The sequence below is a fragment of the Roseisalinus antarcticus genome (assembly GCF_900172355.1).
In the GTDB taxonomy this organism is placed as follows: domain Bacteria; phylum Pseudomonadota; class Alphaproteobacteria; order Rhodobacterales; family Rhodobacteraceae; genus Oceanicola; species Oceanicola antarcticus_A.
Genome location: NZ_FWFZ01000001.1, coordinates 231795 through 248478, shown reverse-complemented (window position 1 = coordinate 248478; position 16684 = coordinate 231795). Strand labels below are relative to the sequence as shown.

Annotated in this window: 14 protein-coding genes; 12 read left to right on the top strand and 2 right to left on the bottom strand. The window is 67.0% G+C overall.

Features of this window, described 5'->3' with window-relative positions:
- The first annotated feature begins 95 nt into the window (after nucleotides 1-95).
- The 5 genes from ligA to ROA7023_RS01145 all read left to right on the top strand — a co-directional run bounded on the left by ligA (nucleotide 96) and on the right by ROA7023_RS01145 (nucleotide 7409).
- Nucleotides 96-2618 (top strand): NAD-dependent DNA ligase LigA, encoded by a 2523-nt coding sequence (gene ligA / locus ROA7023_RS01160; protein WP_085877161.1) that lies wholly within the window; start codon nucleotides 96-98, stop codon nucleotides 2616-2618.
- Nucleotides 2615-4705 carry an ATP-dependent DNA helicase RecG gene (gene recG / locus ROA7023_RS01155; protein ID WP_085877160.1) on the top strand — a complete coding sequence of 697 codons (2091 nt, stop codon included), beginning with the start codon at nucleotides 2615-2617 and terminating at the stop codon, nucleotides 4703-4705. Before ligA ends, recG begins: the two co-directional genes overlap by 4 nt.
- Before the next feature lie 101 nt (nucleotides 4706-4806).
- Nucleotides 4807-4929, top strand: a complete 123-nt coding sequence (locus ROA7023_RS25450; protein ID WP_268807961.1) for a hypothetical protein — start codon at nucleotides 4807-4809, stop codon at nucleotides 4927-4929.
- Nucleotides 4930-5352: 423 nt separating this feature from the next.
- On the top strand, nucleotides 5353-5640 hold the full coding sequence (locus ROA7023_RS01150; RefSeq protein WP_085877159.1) for an SH3 domain-containing protein: 288 nt from the start codon (nucleotides 5353-5355) through the stop codon (nucleotides 5638-5640).
- Nucleotides 5641-5786: 146 nt separating this feature from the next.
- Nucleotides 5787-7409, top strand: coding sequence for a CAP domain-containing protein (locus ROA7023_RS01145; protein ID WP_085877158.1), 1623 nt, complete (start codon nucleotides 5787-5789; stop codon nucleotides 7407-7409).
- Between the two features lie 184 nt (nucleotides 7410-7593).
- On the opposite strand, the gene ROA7023_RS01140 is transcribed toward ROA7023_RS01145, so the two are convergent.
- Nucleotides 7594-8202 (bottom strand): TetR/AcrR family transcriptional regulator, encoded by a 609-nt coding sequence (locus ROA7023_RS01140; protein WP_085877157.1) that lies wholly within the window; start codon nucleotides 8200-8202, stop codon nucleotides 7594-7596.
- A gap of 77 nt (nucleotides 8203-8279) precedes the next feature.
- On the opposite strand from ROA7023_RS01140, the gene ROA7023_RS01135 reads away from it, so the two are divergent.
- From ROA7023_RS01135 to ROA7023_RS01125, 3 genes are read left to right on the top strand one after another with little or no spacing between them, the layout of a single operon-like run.
- Entirely contained in the window at nucleotides 8280-9500 is a 1221-nt protein-coding gene (locus ROA7023_RS01135) for an HlyD family efflux transporter periplasmic adaptor subunit (RefSeq protein WP_085877156.1), read from the top strand.
- A complete protein-coding gene (locus ROA7023_RS01130; RefSeq protein WP_085877155.1) occupies nucleotides 9497-10672 on the top strand; it encodes an FtsX-like permease family protein in 1176 nt (391 codons plus the stop codon). Before ROA7023_RS01135 ends, ROA7023_RS01130 begins: the two co-directional genes overlap by 4 nt.
- Nucleotides 10672-11364 carry an ATP-binding cassette domain-containing protein gene (locus ROA7023_RS01125; RefSeq protein ID WP_085877154.1) on the top strand — a complete coding sequence of 231 codons (693 nt, stop codon included), beginning with the start codon at nucleotides 10672-10674 and terminating at the stop codon, nucleotides 11362-11364. The genes ROA7023_RS01130 and ROA7023_RS01125 overlap by 1 nt, the downstream gene beginning before the upstream one ends.
- An 89-nt stretch (nucleotides 11365-11453) precedes the next feature.
- Here the strand turns inward: ROA7023_RS01125 and mepK are convergent, their stop codons facing one another.
- On the bottom strand, nucleotides 11454-12023 hold the full coding sequence (mepK, locus tag ROA7023_RS01120; protein WP_085877153.1) for a peptidoglycan L,D-endopeptidase MepK: 570 nt from the start codon (nucleotides 12021-12023) through the stop codon (nucleotides 11454-11456).
- Nucleotides 12024-12397: 374 nt separating this feature from the next.
- Between mepK and ROA7023_RS01115 the strand changes: the two genes are divergently transcribed.
- The 4 genes from ROA7023_RS01115 to ROA7023_RS01100 are packed head-to-tail and all read left to right on the top strand — an operon-like array spanning nucleotide 12398 to nucleotide 16637.
- Nucleotides 12398-13984, top strand: coding sequence for a L,D-transpeptidase family protein (locus ROA7023_RS01115; protein ID WP_085877152.1), 1587 nt, complete (start codon nucleotides 12398-12400; stop codon nucleotides 13982-13984).
- Nucleotides 13985-14031: 47 nt separating this feature from the next.
- A complete protein-coding gene (locus ROA7023_RS01110; RefSeq protein ID WP_085877151.1) occupies nucleotides 14032-15129 on the top strand; it encodes a UDP-3-O-(3-hydroxymyristoyl)glucosamine N-acyltransferase in 1098 nt (365 codons plus the stop codon).
- Between the two features lie 30 nt (nucleotides 15130-15159).
- The gene (locus ROA7023_RS01105; RefSeq protein ID WP_085877150.1) at nucleotides 15160-15423 is read left to right on the top strand and encodes an acyl carrier protein; all 264 of its coding nucleotides are present in this window, start codon (nucleotides 15160-15162) and stop codon (nucleotides 15421-15423) included.
- A gap of 5 nt (nucleotides 15424-15428) precedes the next feature.
- Entirely contained in the window at nucleotides 15429-16637 is a 1209-nt protein-coding gene (locus ROA7023_RS01100; RefSeq protein WP_085877429.1) for a beta-ketoacyl-[acyl-carrier-protein] synthase family protein, read from the top strand.
- Nucleotides 16638-16684: the final 47 nt, after the last annotated feature.

The following is a 16684-nucleotide window of genomic DNA, read 5'->3' as shown; positions in this document are numbered from 1 at the left end:
CCCCCCGGATCGGGCCCGCGTGTCGCGCGGGGGTGGACGGGTCGCGGCGACCCGGCTAGCACATCCCGGGCAGGCCTGAATGGCGGAGAGGTTCGATGCGCATGCAAAAGCCGGTTGAGGATCTGACGACGGACGAGGCCCGCGAGGAGCTGGCCCGGCTGGCCGAGGCGCTGGCCCAAGCCGATACCGCCTATCACGCCGAGGACGCACCCGAGATCAGCGACGCCGAGTACGACGCGCTCAAGCGGCGGAACCTCGGGATCGAGGCCCGCTTTCCAGAGCTCAAACGCGACGACAGCCCCACCGACCAGGTCGGCGCGGCGCCGGCCGAGGCGTTCGGCAAGGTCACCCATGCCCAACGCATGACCTCGCTGGCCAATGCCTTCGACGGCGACGAGATCCGCGAGTTCGACGACCGGATCCGGCGCTACCTGGGGCTCGGGGCAGAGGCGCCGCTGGGCTACACCGCCGAGCCCAAGATCGACGGCCTCTCGCTGTCGCTGCGCTATGAGGGCGGCCGGCTGGTGCAGGCCGCGACCCGGGGCGACGGCACCGTGGGCGAGAATGTCACCGCCAACGCCCGCACCATCGACGACATCCCCGAGAGCCTGGACGGCGCACCCGACATCCTGGAGGTGCGCGGCGAGGTCTACATGAGCCACGCCGATTTCGCCGCGCTGAACGAACGGCAGGCCGAGGCGGGCGGCAAGACCTTCGCCAACCCGCGCAACGCCGCCGCGGGCTCCCTGCGCCAGCTTGACGCGGTGATCACCCGGTCGCGGCCGCTGAGGTTCTTCGCCTATGCCTGGGGTCAGCTGTCCGAACCCCTGGCCGAGACGCAATCGGCGGCGATCGCGCGGCTCGCTGGGCTGGGCTTTTCCACCAATCCGCTGACCCGGGCGTGTGACGGGCCGGACGCGATGATCGCTCATTACCGCGACATCGAGGCCCGCCGCGCGACGCTGGGCTACGACATCGACGGCGTGGTCTACAAGGTCGACGATCTGGCATTGCAGGAGCGGCTTGGCTATCGCTCGACCACGCCGCGCTGGGCCATCGCCCACAAGTTCCCCGCCGAGCTCGCCTGGACCCGGCTGGAGCGGATAGAGATCCAGGTCGGCCGGACCGGGGCGCTGTCGCCCGTCGCGCGGCTGACCCCGGTGACGGTGGGCGGCGTGGTGGTGTCAAACGCCACGCTGCACAACGAGGATTACATCGACGGGCGTGCCGCCGACGGCAGCGAGATCCGCGACGGCAAGGACATCCGCGAGGGCGACTGGGTGCAGGTCTACCGCGCCGGCGACGTCATCCCCAAGGTGGCCGATGTGGATCTCTCGCGGCGGCCCGAAGACGCGCGGCGCTACGTCTTTCCCGAGGTCTGCCCGGAATGCGGCTCGGCCGCGATCCGCGAGGAGGGCGACGCGGTTCGGCGCTGCACCGGCGGGCTGGTCTGCCCCGCCCAGGCGGTCGAGAAGCTCAAGCACTTCGTCAGCCGCGCCGCCTTCGACATCGAGGGGCTGGGCGCCAAGCAGGTGGAGATTTTTTTCGAGAAGGGTTGGATTGTCGAGCCGGCTGAAATTTATGAGCTGAAGTCTAAGTACGGTGAAGCATTGCTTGAGCTTGACGGATTTGGTCAGATTTCGACAAGCAAGCTCTTCTCATCAATTGAAAGTAGGAAAGAAATCACATTTTCAAGATTTCTCTTCTCACTAGGGATACGCCATGTTGGAGAGGATCAGGCGCGAAGACTCGCGACTTATTGGGGCGATTACGACAGCTTTATTGAGGCAGCAAGAGATTTGCGTAGAGAGCGAGTCGCCTTGTGGCGAAAATTTGCAACATCCCATGATCTGCATCTTCCGCCTAATCTTCCACCTTGGGAGTTGTTTTCGCAAATACACTTTATTGAAAAATCCGTCTTGCCTGAGGCAAAAAAGGTAGGTGGTGTTGCGGATATTCTTGTTATCAATGCGTTACACTCATTTGCGTTGGAAGACACGAGCATTGGTATCTTTGAAAAAATCTTCAAGCCAACCTCTAAATTTCCCAAGAGGAGAGAGCGAGCAGTATCACGATTTGGTTCAGCGCAAGGTTTCATAGATTCTCTTTCACCTTATCTTATGATCGTAAAGTCGAGCTGGCGGGACCGCTTTGCTAGTTTGAGTCAAATGACAGATTCTAATTGGGTTCTTCTTTCAAGGTCCCTTCGCGGTGTATACGATAAGGATTTGAAAATTCTGAATTCGTTCGCAAATGCTGATCTTGTCGGCCCCAAGGTTTCTAGTTCAGTGCTCGAGTTCAGTGCTGACGATGCGCAATCGAAGGCGGTAGAGCGTCTGCTCAGATACGTTACTATCAAGCCCACCGAGCGCCCCGCCACTGACAGCGCCCTGGCCGGCAAGACCATCGTCTTCACCGGCACGCTGGAGAAGATGACCCGCGCCGAGGCCAAGGCCCGGGCGGAGGCACTGGGGGCCAAGGTCTCGGGCTCGGTCAGCGCCAAGACCGACCTCGTGGTGGCCGGTCCGGGGGCCGGGTCGAAGGCGAAGAAGGCGGCGGAGCTGGGGGTCGAGACGATCGACGAGGACGCCTGGATCGCCCTGGCAGGGGGCGCATGAGCGGGCGCCCCGAAGCGCTCTGGCCGCTCTTCGGCGCGCTTGAGACGCTGGACGGGATCGGGCCGAAGACGGCCAAGACCCTGGCCGATGCCGGGATCGAGAAGCCGAAGGACATCGCCTATTCGCTGCCTTATGCCGGCGTCGACCGGTCCTTGCGTGCCACCGTCCGCGAGGTCCAGCCGCCCGATGTCGCCACGGTCGAGGTGCTGGTCGGCCGGCATCATCCGGCGCCTGCGCGCGGGCGCCCGCACCGGGTGAGCGTCCGGGATGCCGAGACCGATTTCACCCTCGTGTTCTTCCACGCGCGGGCCGAATATCTGCAACGGCAATTGCCGACCGGGCAGCGCCGGATCGTGTCGGGAAAGATCGAGCATTTCGACGGCGCGGTGCAGATGGTCCATCCCGACCATATCGCGACCCCGGCCGAGGCCGCGGCGATCCCGCCGTTCGAGCCTGTCTATCCGCTCCATGGCGGGGTGACGCAAAAGCTCATGTGGCGGGCGACCCGCGCGGCGCTGGATCTCGCGCCGGATCTCGCGGAATGGATCGACCCGGGGCTGATGGCCCGCGAGGGCTGGCCCGCGTGGCGCAAGGCGCTGCGGATGGCCCATGAACCCGGCGACCAGGCGGCGCTGGCGGCGGACGACCCGGCCCGCACCCGGCTCGCCTATGACGAGTTCCTGGCCCATCAGCTGACCCTGGCGCTGGCGCGCTCGACCCTGCGGCGCGGCAAGGGGCGGGTGACGGCCGGGGACGGGGCGTTGCGTACTCGGGTGATGGGGGCGTTGCCCTACCGGCCGACCGGGGCGCAGAGCCGGGCAATCGACGAGATCGCCGCCGACATGGCCTCCGAGCGGCGGATGAACCGGCTGCTGCAGGGCGATGTGGGCGCGGGCAAGACGCTGGTGGCGTTCATGGCGCTTCTGGTCGCGGTCGAGGCGGGCGGGCAGGGGGTGATGATGGCCCCCACCGAGATCCTGGCGCGGCAGCACCTGGAGGGGCTGGCCCCGCTGGCCGCCGACGCGGGCGTGCGGCTGGAGATCCTGTCTGGCCGCGACAAGGGGGCCACGCGGGCGGCGAAGCTTGCCGCGCTGGACGCCGGCGAGATCGGGGTGCTGGTGGGCACCCACGCGGTGTTTCAGCCCGACGTCGCCTTTCGCGACCTGCGGCTGGCGATCATCGACGAACAGCATCGGTTCGGCGTGGCCCAGCGGATGGAGCTGGGCGCCAAGGGGGCGCGGGCCGATGTGCTGGTGATGACGGCGACGCCGATCCCGCGCTCTCTGGCGCTGGCGCAATACGGCGACATGGATGTCTCGATCCTCGATGAAAAGCCGCCCGGGCGGCTGCCGGTGACGACAGCGCTGGTATCCTCGGGGCGGATGGAGGACGTCGTCGCCCGCTTGCGCAAGGCGGTCGCCGAGGGGCGGCAGGCCTACTGGGTCTGCCCGCTGGTGGACGAGAGCGAGACCTCTGACCTCACCGCCGCCGAGGCGCGGTTCAAGGCACTGCGGGCCGCCCTGGGCGAGGAGGTGGTGGGGCTGGTCCATGGCCAGATGCCGCCGGCCCAGAAGGACGAGGCGATGGCGCGGTTCGTGGCCGGGCGGACATCGGTGCTGGTGGCCACAACGGTGATCGAGGTCGGGGTCAACGTGCCCAACGCCTCGATCATGGTCATCGAGGGGGCGGAGAGCTTCGGTCTCGCGCAGCTGCACCAGCTGCGTGGCCGGGTCGGACGCGGGGCCGCGGCCTCCACATGCCTGCTGATGTACAGCGCCACCCTGACCGAGGGCGGGCGGCGGCGGCTGGAGATCCTGCGCGAGACCGAGGACGGCTTTCGCATCGCCGAGGAGGATCTGTCCATGCGCGGCTCGGGCGACCTGATCGGCACGGCGCAATCCGGCCTGCCGCGATTCCGCGTAGCGGATCTGGAGCGGCAGGCGGCGCTGATGGCGCTGGCCCAGAGCGACGCGCGCAAGTTGCTGGTCGACGACCCGACCCTTGAGGGCCCGCGCGGCGCCGCGGCGCGGACCCTGCTGTGGCTGATGGAACAGGACAGGGCGATCCGGTTGATTTCGGTCGGCTGAAGCACTTTGTTCACATATGTTCTCAAAAAGTTCTGGACAGATGTCCGCGTTTATGGGAACAAAGGGGCAACAGACAGCATCAGCCGAAAGGAGAGACAAGGATGGCCAAGGATATCCGCTTTGCATTGACCCGGTCCCGGGACACGATCATCGCCGATGCCCTGGGGGCCGTTTGCCTGATGGTGATGTTGTTCGTTGGCCTGTCCCTGCCGGGATTTTTCTGACCTGCCCAAGCCTCTTGTGCCGGCCTGCCGCGCATCCCTCCTGTCCCACATAGGGGGTGCGTTTCGAGACTGACACTGCCTGTCCCTCGGTCCTTGCGGGGTATGCCTCCCCCGATCGGCGGCCCGGGTCCCACACGAGACGGCTTCTGCCTGCCGCCGCCATCCTTCCCTGGATGCGCGGCGGTTTTTTCTTGTCCGGGGGGGGGCGCGTCCGTGACGGGCGGCGGATAGGTGGCCCACGGCGGGATGCCTCCGGCGGGAGTTTTTGGACCAAGATGAAGGGCGGGCGCGGTCTTGGGGGGCGGTTTTGTCGAGTGACGTGCGGGACGCGGTGCGGCCGGGAGGGCCCGCGTCGCAAATTATCGCTTCACCCGCGGGCCGCTTGCTGCCAAACGGGAGGTCAGAGTCACGTTCGAGGTCTCCATGCGCCAGATCCTTTTGCCCGCCTTCCTGTCCCTCCTTGTGGTGACCGGCTGTGCCGGGATTGCCGGCGACCGGGTTGTGGTTCAGGGGGCGGGGCCCGAGGAATTGCTGAAACTGCGGGCCGGGCCGGGGCTGGGGTTCAGCGTCATCCTGGGTCTGCCCGACGGCACGATGCTGACCCGAAGCGAATGCGTGACCGAGGTGGGCCAGCGCTGGTGCCGGGTTTCGCTGGCCGAGGCGTCGGGGGTGTCGGGCTTCGTCTCGGCCGATTACCTTTCAGAGGGCTGACGCCGCGAAACCCGTGCCACTTTCCTGTCACTGTCAACGCCTCGTTGACGAAGTGCCGGTAGAAACCGTTTGACTTCGCGGTTCCGGGGGCGCTATTGGCGCCCCGGACTCGTAATGTCACCAGTTAGAATCAGGGTTTTCGCCTTATGAAATTGAACGTTGCCTCGGACCTCGAACGCCATCTACGGACCCTCGTGAACGAGGAGCGGACCTCGCGCGGACTGGAGGCGCTGAAGCTTGAACAGCACCTCAATGAATCGGCGGAGCTGCATTCGGAATGGATGATCCGGGCCGACAAGTTCACGCATGTCTCCGGCAACAACGACACCTGGCACGAGCGGATCAAGGATGCGGGCTTCGGTCAGGGGGGCTCGAACTGGTATACCGCCGAAAATCTCGGCTTCAGCCAGGTGCGGACCTTGACCGACCGACGGGACATCGCGGAGACGATCGTCGACAACTGGATGAAGAGCGCCGAGCACCGGCCGAACATCCTCAGCGGGAAATACGAATACGTGGGCTATGGCGTGGCCGAGGGCGAATATTCCGGCATGAAGGTGATGATGGTCACCCAGAATTTCGGATCGACCAACGGCGACATATTGCTGGACCACGGCGATATCGACTACAGCGCGGTGCCGGAGGCGTCCGAGCCCGCGATCCCGGAGCCGACCAATGGCCCCGATCGCCTCGACGGTCTGGAAAGTGACGACCAGATCGCCGGCAAGGGGGGCGCCGACAGGATCTGGGGCCGCGAGGGCAACGACACCGTCTGGGGCGGGTCTGGCCACGACAGCATCTGGGGCAATGACGGTCGGGACCAGCTGATCGGCGGATCGGGCAACGACAAGATCTGGGGCGGCGACCAGGACGACGACATCGTGGGCGGCTGGGGCCACACCAGCCTCTGGGGCGATAGCGGCGACGACACGGTCGAGGGCGCCACCGGCAACGACAAGATCTGGGGCGGCGCGGGCAACGACACGCTGGACGGCAGCTCCGGGCACGATTCCATATGGGGCAATGCGGGCGACGACAGCATCGACGGCGGATCAGGAAGCGAGAAGATCTGGGGCGCGGGAGGCGAAGACGTGATCTCCGGCGGCGAGGGGCAGGACGATCTTTGGGGCGGCAGCGGCAACGACACCGCCTGGGGCGGATCGGGTCACGACAGCCTTCGCGGCGATTCCGGGGATGACAAGCTTGTCGGCGGCACGGGCAACGACAACATCTGGGGCGGGTCCGGCGACGACGAGATCATGGGCGTTCGCGGGCACAACTACCTTTGGGGCTATGGCGACGACGACGAGATCATCGGCGCCACCGGCAACGACACGATCTTTGGCGGAACCGGGGAGGATTCGATCGACGCGGGCACCGGCCATGACAGTGTCTGGGGCCATCACGGCGACGACATCATCTTCGGCGGGTCGGGCAACGATCACCTCAACGGCGGCGACCTGGGGCGTGATACTCTCGATGGCGGTGCGGGCGATGACGTGCTGATCGGCGCCGATTGGCAGGACACCTTCGTCTTCGGTCGGAACAACGGGGCCGATCTGGTCTGGGATTTCCAGCAAGGCAGCGACACCTTGCAGCTGGATCGGGACATCTTCGACTGGCGCAATATCCCGGAGGATATCCTTGTGGACCGGTATGCCGAGGTGTCCGACCGGGGTGTGCTGTTCGACTTCGGCCAGGGGAACTCGATCCTGCTGCAGTGGGTCTGGTCGACGGACGGGCTGGCGGACGATATCGAGTTTTTCTGACGCGCCAAGACCGGTTGCTCCGCGTCATGGGGCGCCTTGGCCGGGCTGGGGAGGCTTTTGCATCCCGACGCTTCGGTCAGGACCGTGCGGTGACGAGCGTAGGGGCCGACAGGTAAGGGTCGTGCCCTGTGATAAGACTGCGGGCAGGCGCGTCGGCCGATCACCAGGGCCAGACGGGCTCAGCTCATACCCGGAGGCCGCGCAGGATGATGTCGAGGTGCGACCGCATGTACCGTGACCGGTCGAGCGGGGCGACCTCGTCGAAAATCAGCCCCCAGATCATCGCCATGACCGCAGGGGCGAAAACCACGCGCAAGTCGAGCGTCGCGACTTCGGGACGCACTTCGCCGCGGGCAATGCCGTGGGCGATGGCCTTGTGCAACACGTCCTCGATCGCGCCGAGCATCCGCTCGCTGAAGAGCGTGACGAGACCCGGAAAACGCCGGCCCTCGGCAATCAGAACCCGGAAGAGCGCGGGCGCGTCGCTGCCCACGACATGGGTGTAGTAGTTCTCCAGCAATTGGGTGAAGAGCGTGTCGAACGGGATATCGCGGGTGAGGATGTCCTGCGCCCGGGCCACGGTGCCGCCCATGCGATCGGCGACGGCGGCCTCGAAGATAGCGTCCTTGGTCTCGAAATAGAGATAGACCGTGGGCCGCGCAATTCCGGCGCGGGCGGCGATGCGCCCCATGCTTGTGCCCGCGAACCCCATCTCGGCAAACTCCGCCAGGGCCGCGTCGATGATCTCTTCGGGGCGGGCATCCTTGCGCCTGCGGCGGCGTGACTCGCTCATGTATGCTCATGCCTCTTGCTGATCCCCACAACTAATGACATTAATGTCATTAACTGTCGAGATCAGGGAAGCGCCCGATGAGCAAGGACTCGCCCCGATCCCCGCCGGGCCTGCCGCTGGAGGACAATGGGCTGGCTCCGGATCCCGACCTGCCCGTGCAGCGGCACGGTGGACGCGCACGTCTGCTGCTCATCCCGCTGGCAATGGCGACGTTGTTCACCGGGGCGGTGATCGGCATGTATTTCCAGCCCATCGGCCTGCGCCTGTTCTTTCACGTGACCGGGCTGGAGCCGGGTGCGGGCACCGACACGCCGATCGCCGTGGCCATGCAGCAGGTCCAGTCGCAGCAGGAGGTCGCCGTTGTCAGTGAGGGCGACGTGGTCGCGCTCGGCCGGATCATTCCGCGCGGTGATGTCATCAGCGTGGCGACGCCCTCGGGGGCGGGCGACGCGCGGGTTGCCGAGATCCGGGTGGCGCAGGGCGACACGGTCGGGGCCGGGGACATTCTGGCCGTGCTCGACAACCTGCCCCGATTGCAGACCGGCGTGGCGACCGCCAACGCCTCGATCCGGGTCCGCGAGGCCGCGCTGGCGCAGACCCGGGCCGCGATCCGCGCCAGCCGGGACGAGGCGCGGGCCGCGCTCGAACGGGCGGAGGCCACGGCCCGCGCCGCCCAGCTGGAGCTCGACCGCGCCACATCGCTGCTGGAACGGGGGGTGACCACCCGGGCGGAGTTCGATCAGGTGGCCGCCCGCGCCAACGAGGCCGGCCGCGATGTGGAGCGCAATATCGCAACCCTCTCGCGCTATGCCCCCGAGAGCGACCGGGTGCAGGCTGACATCGCCGTCGCCGAGGCCAATCTCGCGGCGGCCCGGACCGAGCTGACCCGCGCCCGGCAGGATCTGGAGGGAGGCTATGTCCGCGCCCCGGTCGCAGGCACCGTGCTCGACGTCACCGTTCAGCCGGACGAGCGGCCGGCCGGCGGCCTCATGGACCTCGGCGACACATCGCGGATGACGGTCGAGGCCGAGGTCTATCAGGCGCTCATCGGTCGTGTGGCCATCGGCGACCCGGTGACCGTTTCCGCCGACGCCCTGCCGCGGGGGCTCGCCGGCACGGTCTCCGCCATCGGGCTGGAGATAGGCCGGCAGTCGATCACCTCCGACGACCCGGCCGCCAACACCGACGCGCGGGTGGTGGATGTGATCGTGGCGCTGGACGGACCGTCGTCCGAGGCCGCGCGGACCCTGACCAATCTCGAGGTGATCGTCCGGATCGACGCGGGTCGCGCCCCGTGAGCTGGCTGCTGACCCGCCTGACCGGGCGTTTGCCTATCGGGTGGCTGCAGCTGTCGCACAATCGCGGGCGGCTTGCGGCGGCCGTGGCCGGCGTGGCCTTCGCCAACCTGCTCGTGTTCATGCAGCTGGGCATGCTGGGGGCTCTCGGCGGCGCGACAACCGCGCCCTATACGCTGCTCGACGCCGACATCATGATCTCTTCGGTGGACAGCAACACCCTGGGCGACGGCGGCAATGTCGCCCGGGTGCGGATGTTCGAGGCGCTCGGCGTGCCCGGTGTGGCGCGGGCGATGCCGCTTTTCGTGGGGAACGTGGAGTTCAAGCTGCCCGACGGCAGCGCCGCGACCCTGCAGGCCTTCGGGCTCGACATCGGCCAGCCGGGCTTTGCGGGCCCCCTAGTCGCGGGAGCGGTGACCGCGCTGGAGGCAGAGAACACCGCCCTGATCGACACCCATGCCCGTGGCGTCCCACGCACGGCCTTCGACGGGCTGAAGGCGGGCGCCCGGTTCTCCTTCGAGGTCTCGGGACAGACCCTCAACGCCGCGGGCACCCTGGCCCTGGGCGGCGGGTTCAGCAGCGATGGCATGCTGATCCTGTCGGACCAGACCTTCCTGCGGCTGTTTCCCCGCCGGTCGAGCGGCGCCCCGGACCACATCCTGATCAAGATCGATGACGGCGCCGCGGTGCCGGAGATCGTCGACCGCCTGCGCACCGCGCTGAGCGATGGCGACGTCAAGGTGCGCCCCCTGGACGAGGCGGCGGCGGCGGATCTGGCCTATCAGATGACCGAACGGCCCGTCGGGGTGATCTTCGGCTTCGGCGTCCTGATCGGGATCGTCGTCGGCCTCGTGATCGTCTATCAGGTGCTGTCGACAGACGTGGCCGACCACCTGCGCGAATACGCGACGTTCAAGGCCATGGGCTATGACCAGCGGTTCTTTCTCGGGGTCGTGTTCGAGGAAGCCATCGTTCTTGCGGTCTTCGGCTTCGTTCCGGGCGTGCTCGTGTCGCTGGGCCTTTATGCATTGCTGTCCGATGTCACCTTGCTGCCCGTGGCGATGACGCCGGTGCGCGCGGTCGCGGTCTTCGCGGGCACGCTGGTGGCCTGTTCCCTGTCGGGCGCGATCGCCACACGGCGGCTGGCGGCCGCGGACCCGGCGGACCTGTTCTGATGGCAGCCGAAGCGCCCATTCGCGTCCTGGGCCTGGATCATTTCTTTGGCAGCGGCGAGGTGCGCAAGCAGGCGATCTTCGATGTCTCGTTGACGCTCGCGCGGGGCAGCCTGACCGTGCTCATCGGGCCGTCGGGCTCCGGCAAGACCACGTTGCTGACGCTCATGGGCTGCCTGCGCGAGTTGCAGTCCGGCAGCGTGCGGCTGCTGGGGCAGGAGCTGAACGGGGCGGGCCCGGCGCGGCTGGTCCTGCTGCGCCGGCGTCTGGGGTTCATATTCCAGGCCCATAACCTGCACGACAGCCTGACGGCCACGCAGAACGTCCTGATGGGCTTGCAGGTTCACGGCCCGGGCAACGCGGCGCGGCAGCGGGCGGCGGCGCGTCACATGCTGGATCTGCTGGGGCTGGCGGCGCGGCGGGACTATCTGCCCGCGAAACTCTCCGGCGGACAGAAACAGCGGGTGGCGGTGGCGCGAGCGCTTGCGTCGAACCCCGAGGTCGTTTTCGCCGACGAGCCCACCGCCGCGCTAGACAAGGAAGCGGGGCGGACGGTGGTCGAGATGCTCAAGGCTTTGGGTCGGACGCGTGGGGTGACAACGGTGATGGTGACCCATGACACCCGGATCCTCGGCCTCGCCGATCGGATCATCACGCTGGAGGAGGGGCGGATCGTCGGGGATACCGGCGGCTGACGCAAGCCGATCGACCGCGCAGAACGGGAAAGGGCGCCCCCGAAGGACGCCCGTCTCTCGCTGGTCGCCGAGAATGCCGGGCCGGGCGTTCAGCGGCCCCAGCTGCGGACGTTGCCGCAATCCATGTGCACGAAGTTCGAGCCGGAGTAGCGGCCGACTCCGCCCGCGCGGCAGGCCGCCGCGGCCTGGGCGATCTGGTTGACCGAGCGCGAACGCAGCTGAAGATCGGCCGCCATCCCCTGCAGGTGAAGCGAATTGCGCGCCACGCCCGAGGAATTGGACCGCAGCATCGCGTTGGTCTGCGGCGACCTGTAGCCCGAGATCAGCGTGTAGGGCTCATCCGCGTGAAGCAGGTTGTGCGAGGCGGTCATGATGTCGAGGGTCCGGGTGTCGATCTGCTTGACCTGGCCGTTGCGCCAGTCGCGCATGAAGTGGTTCACCTCGCGGATCGCATCGCCCAGATACTGGCCGTCGATCCAGTAGATCATGTCCAGTTTTTCGCCGGTCCGGCCGTTGTACATCTTGAGCCGCCGGATGTCCCCGCCGCCCCGAAGGAACCCCGCGGCCATCGAATAGGTCGGAGCCGCCGTGATTGCCGTGGCTGAGAATGCACGCAGAAGCGCACGTCGAGAAAAGCTCGATGAGCAAGTGTCTGTCATGATGGTTGCGCCTGTCCCGTCGCTTACCTGTATGCCCGCATTTTCACGGGCGGTTTATCATCTCATCCCCAGATGTGAGGCATCTATGCCATAGGACGATTCGTTTACCAAGGGAGGTTTAGCAGGTTTGTGCTTAACAAGACCTCAATCGGCGAAATCCTGCGCAACTCTGAAGGTGGCGCAAATGTGTGACACTCCTGCACGGCCCCGATCGGGCCTCGGGGCCACAGACGCAAATCAAAAATCGCAGATTGCGCAAATGTGAGTGGACTGACGCTACGTTCATGGGAACATGGAGTAATCGCCTGACGTTCACACCAAGCCTCTACCCCGTAGCGTTGCCTGCCCGACTGCCCCGAAGGATTTGAAACAGAATGAAATTTGCCAAGACATCCGCCCGGCGGAGCCTGATCGCCACACTGACCGCCGCGGGCCTGCTGTTCGCCGCCGCGGCCCCGCCGGCTTTCTCCCAGGGGGTCGAGACCCAGATCCGCGTGACCGCCTTCGCCCAGGCCGTGGCCGAAGCGGCGGCACGTGACGACGATCTCGCCGCCTTCTACCGGGCCCGCGCGTTCGAAGGGATCTGGACCGGCACCGACTCGGACGCGGTGATGCGGCGCAATGCCTTCATTTCGGCGCTCGACCAGGCCGCGCAGCATGGCCTTCCGGCGATCCGGTTCAACACCCGCGCCGCGATCTCGCTGCTGCAGGGGGCCTCGACCCCGGCCGAAAAGGGCCGCGCAGAGGTCGAGATGAGCCGCCTGCTGCTGGACTATGCCCGCACGCTGAACTCCGGGCTGCTGCAGCCACGACAGGTGGTGTCCCACATCCGGCGCGAGGTGCATCTGCGCGACCGGGGCGAAATGCTCGACGCGTTCATGGACAATCCCAACGCCATGCTGCGCGGCCTCGCGCCGTCGACGCCCGAATACCAGCGGCTGATGCAGGCCAAGATGCGCCTCGAATCGCTGCTGCCCCGGGGCGGCTTCGGCCCCGCTGTCCAGTCCACGATCCGGCCCGGCGATCAGGGCGCCCAGGTCGTGGCCCTGCGCAACCGGCTTATGGCCATGGATCTGCTCGGCCATACGGTCAGCGGACGCTACGACACGAAGATGCAGGAGGCCGTCCGCAGCTTTCAGGAATCGATGGGCCTGGAGCAGGACGCCATCGTCGGCGGCGCCACGCTGACCGCGCTCAACGTCGACGCCCGCGACCGGCTGGAAAGCGTGCTGGTGGCGATGGAGCGGGAGCGGTGGTTCAACAATCTCGACCGCGGCGACCGCTACGTCTGGGTCAACCTCGTGGATTTCACCGCCGCGATCATGGATCATGACCGCGAGACCTTCCGCACCAAGTCGGTGATCGGCGCCCAGGCCGGCGACCGGCAGACGGTCGAGTTCTCCGACACCATGGAATACATGGAGATCAACCCCTACTGGTATGTCCCGCGCTCGATCATCAACGGCGAATATGGCGGCCGCGTGCCGGCGGGCTTCGAGGCGGTCGATTACCGTGGCCGGATCGTGCAGACGAGCTCGGCCCAGAACGTCAGTGTGCGCCAGCGGCCGGGGCCGCGCAACGCGCTCGGCAGCGTGAAGTTCATGTTCCCGAACCAGTACAACATCTACCTGCACGACACCCCGTCCCAGAGCCTGTTCAGCCGGACGGTGCGGACATTCTCGCACGGGTGCATCCGGCTCGACGATCCGCATGAATTCGCATACGCGCTGCTGGCCGCGCAGATGGACGACCCGGAGCCCTATTTCCAGCGCATCCTGCGCTCGGGGGCCAATACGCGCGTGCCGCTCGAGACGCCGCTGCCGGTGCATCTGATCTACCGCACGGCGTTCACCAGCGTCGACGGACGGGTGCATTATCGCAACGACGTCTACAACCGCGACGCGCGGATCTGGAACGCGCTGGCCGCCGAAGGGGTGGTGATCGGCGACGTGAGCGGCTAAATCGCAGCCCAACCGAGGCGCTGCGACGCGCCTGGAGGACGGGCGCCATGGCACATACGATAGCAGAGATCGCGACGGCACTCGGGGCGCAGGCCCTGGGTGACGTGTCGTTGCGGGTGAGCGGCGCGGCAGAGCCCCAGGCGGCGGGGCCGGAGCAGCTGGCCCTGGCGATGACGCCGTCCTATGGCGACGCCCTGAAGCTGGGCCGGGCCCGCGCCGCCGTGATCTGGCCCGAGGCGGATTGGCAGGCCATGGGGCTGGAGGCGGCGATCATGGCGCCCCTTGCCCGGCTGGCCATGGCCCGGCTGACCCAGATGCTTGACGACCGGGGGCGGATGGCGCCGGGCGTGCATCCTTCGGCGGTGGTGGATCCCACGGCGCGGATCGCGCCGGATGCCGCCATCGGCCCGCTCTGCGTGATCGGGGCCGGGGCGCGGATCGGCGCGGGCACCCAGCTTGCCTCTCAGGTGACGGTCGCCGCGGGGGCCGAGATCGGGGCGGCGTGTCTGATCCTCGCGGGGGTGCGGATCGGCCTGCGCGTGCGGATCGGCGAAAGGGTGATCCTGCAACCCAACGTGACCATCGGCGGCGACGGCTTTTCCTTCGTCACCGCCGCGGAATCGAACGTGGAGCGCGCCCGCGCCTCGCTGGGCGAAGCGCGGCTGTCGCCCCCAGAGGACGCGACCTGGCACAGGATCCATTCGCTGGGCGGGGTGGAGATCGGCGACGATGTCGAGATCGGGGCCAATTCCACCGTGGATGCCGGCACGATCCGGCCCACGCGGGTCGGCCGGGGCACCAAGGTCGACAATCTGGTGCAGGTCGGCCACAACGTGCGCATCGGCGAGGATTGCCTGCTCTGCGCCCAGTCCGGGGTCGCAGGCTCGACCATCGTCGGCAACCGGGTGGTGCTCGGCGGGCAGGCCGGGTTCGCCGACAATATCCGCATCGGCGATGATGTGGTGATCGGGGCGAGTTCGGCGGTATTGTCGAACGTGCCCGCGGGCCGGATCATGATGGGCGCCCCGGCCACGTCGATGGCCGCGCACCTTGCCAGCTACAAGGCGCTGCGGCGGCTTCCACGGCTGATGCGCGACATCATGGCGTCCAAGAAACCGGTTCCCAAGCCGGGGCTGAGTGATTAGATCACCCTCAAGTCACAGGGATGAGATGGAATGAACGTGCGCGGACAGGTCATGGAGATCATTGCCGAACAGGCCTTGATGGAGCCGGGTGACGTGCGCGAGGACATGACGCTCGAGGATCTCGGGATCGACAGCCTGGGGCTGGTCGAGAGCATTTTCGCGATCGAGGAAGCCTTCGATATTTCCGTGCCGTTCAACGCCAACGACCCTTCCGAAAGCGAATTCGACATCAGCTCGGTCGGCGCGATCGCAACTGCCGTGGAAGGACTCGTGCGCGAGCAACGCTCCGGATGATCGGTATGAAACGGGTGGTCATCACCGGCGCCGGGACGATCAACGCGCTGGGGCACGACGTGCCTTCGACCCTGGAAGGGATGCGCGAGGGGCGCTGCGGTATCGGCCCGCTCGACATCCGGGACGTGGACCGGCTGGCCGTCCGGATCGGCGGGCAGGTCACCGGCTACGACGAACACGCCCATTTCAACCGCCAGCAGATCGCGCTTTATGATCGTTTCACCCAGTTCACGCTTCTGGCGGCGCGCGAGGCCATCGGCCAGGCGGGGCTGGTGTTCGCGGGCGAGCTTGCGGCGCGGTCTGGCGTGGTGCTGGGCACCGCGGGCGGCGGCGTGAACACCTGGGACGAGAATTACCGGACCGTCTACGAGGACGGCAAGAACCGGGTTCATCCCTTTGTCGTGCCCAAGTTGATGAACAACGCCGCGGCCAGCCATGTCTCCATGGAGTGGAACCTCAAGGGGCCGGCCTTCACCGTGGCGACCGCCTGCGCGTCGTCGAACCACGCCATGGGACAGGCGTTCTGGTTGGTGCGCAGCGGGGCCTGTCCGGTGATGGTGACGGGCGGGTCGGAATCGATGCTGTGCTTCGGCGGCGTGAAGGCCTGGGAGGGGCTGCGGGTGATGTCGAAGGACGCCTGCCGGCCCTTCAGCCTCGGTCGCAACGGGATGGTGCAGGGCGAGGGGGCGGGCGTTTTCGTCTTCGAGGAATACGAGCACGCCCGTGCGCGCGGCGCCGAGATCCTTGCCGAGGTTATCGGCTTTGCCATGACCTCGGATGCCTCCGACATCGTCATGCCCTCGCGGCAGGGCGCCGCCCGGGCGATCCTGGGCGCAGTCACCGACGCGCAGATCGCCAAGGAGCAGGTGGGCTATATCAATGCCCACGGGACCGGCACGGCAGCCAATGACAAGACCGAATGCGCCGCGGTGTCCGATGCCTTCGGCGCCCATGCGGACGAATTGATGATGTCGTCCACGAAGTCGATGCACGGGCATCTGATCGGCGGGACAGGGGCGGTGGAGCTTTTGGCCTGCATCATGGCGCTGCGGGACGGGGTGATCGCGCCAACCATCGGCTATGAGGAGCCGGACCCGGAATGCGCCCTGGACGTGGTGCCCAACGAGGCGCGCGAGGCCAAGGTGGATGTCGCGTTGTCCAATGCCTTCGCCTTTGGCGGTCTGAACGCGGTTCTGGCGCTGAAGAAGGTCTGACGCCGGGCTCTCGATCTGCCGGCCGTAACCTCGCGGAGCGCCTGCGG

Coding starts and splice junctions, on each gene's coding strand:
- ROA7023_RS01145 (WP_085877158.1), top strand. CDS start 5,787: ATGAAATTGAACGTTGCCTCGGACCTCGAACGCCATCTACGGACCCTC.
- ROA7023_RS01105 (WP_085877150.1), top strand. CDS start 15,160: ATGAACGTGCGCGGACAGGTCATGGAGATCATTGCCGAACAGGCCTTG.
- mepK (WP_085877153.1), bottom strand. CDS start 12,023: ATGACAGACACTTGCTCATCGAGCTTTTCTCGACGTGCGCTTCTGCGT.
- recG (WP_085877160.1), top strand. CDS start 2,615: ATGAGCGGGCGCCCCGAAGCGCTCTGGCCGCTCTTCGGCGCGCTTGAG.
- ROA7023_RS25450 (WP_268807961.1), top strand. CDS start 4,807: ATGGCCAAGGATATCCGCTTTGCATTGACCCGGTCCCGGGACACGATC.
- ROA7023_RS01125 (WP_085877154.1), top strand. CDS start 10,672: ATGGCAGCCGAAGCGCCCATTCGCGTCCTGGGCCTGGATCATTTCTTT.
- ROA7023_RS01150 (WP_085877159.1), top strand. CDS start 5,353: ATGCGCCAGATCCTTTTGCCCGCCTTCCTGTCCCTCCTTGTGGTGACC.
- ROA7023_RS01115 (WP_085877152.1), top strand. CDS start 12,398: ATGAAATTTGCCAAGACATCCGCCCGGCGGAGCCTGATCGCCACACTG.
- ROA7023_RS01100 (WP_085877429.1), top strand. CDS start 15,429: ATGAAACGGGTGGTCATCACCGGCGCCGGGACGATCAACGCGCTGGGG.
- ligA (WP_085877161.1), top strand. CDS start 96: ATGCGCATGCAAAAGCCGGTTGAGGATCTGACGACGGACGAGGCCCGC.
- ROA7023_RS01140 (WP_085877157.1), bottom strand. CDS start 8,202: ATGAGCGAGTCACGCCGCCGCAGGCGCAAGGATGCCCGCCCCGAAGAG.
- ROA7023_RS01110 (WP_085877151.1), top strand. CDS start 14,032: ATGGCACATACGATAGCAGAGATCGCGACGGCACTCGGGGCGCAGGCC.
- ROA7023_RS01135 (WP_085877156.1), top strand. CDS start 8,280: ATGAGCAAGGACTCGCCCCGATCCCCGCCGGGCCTGCCGCTGGAGGAC.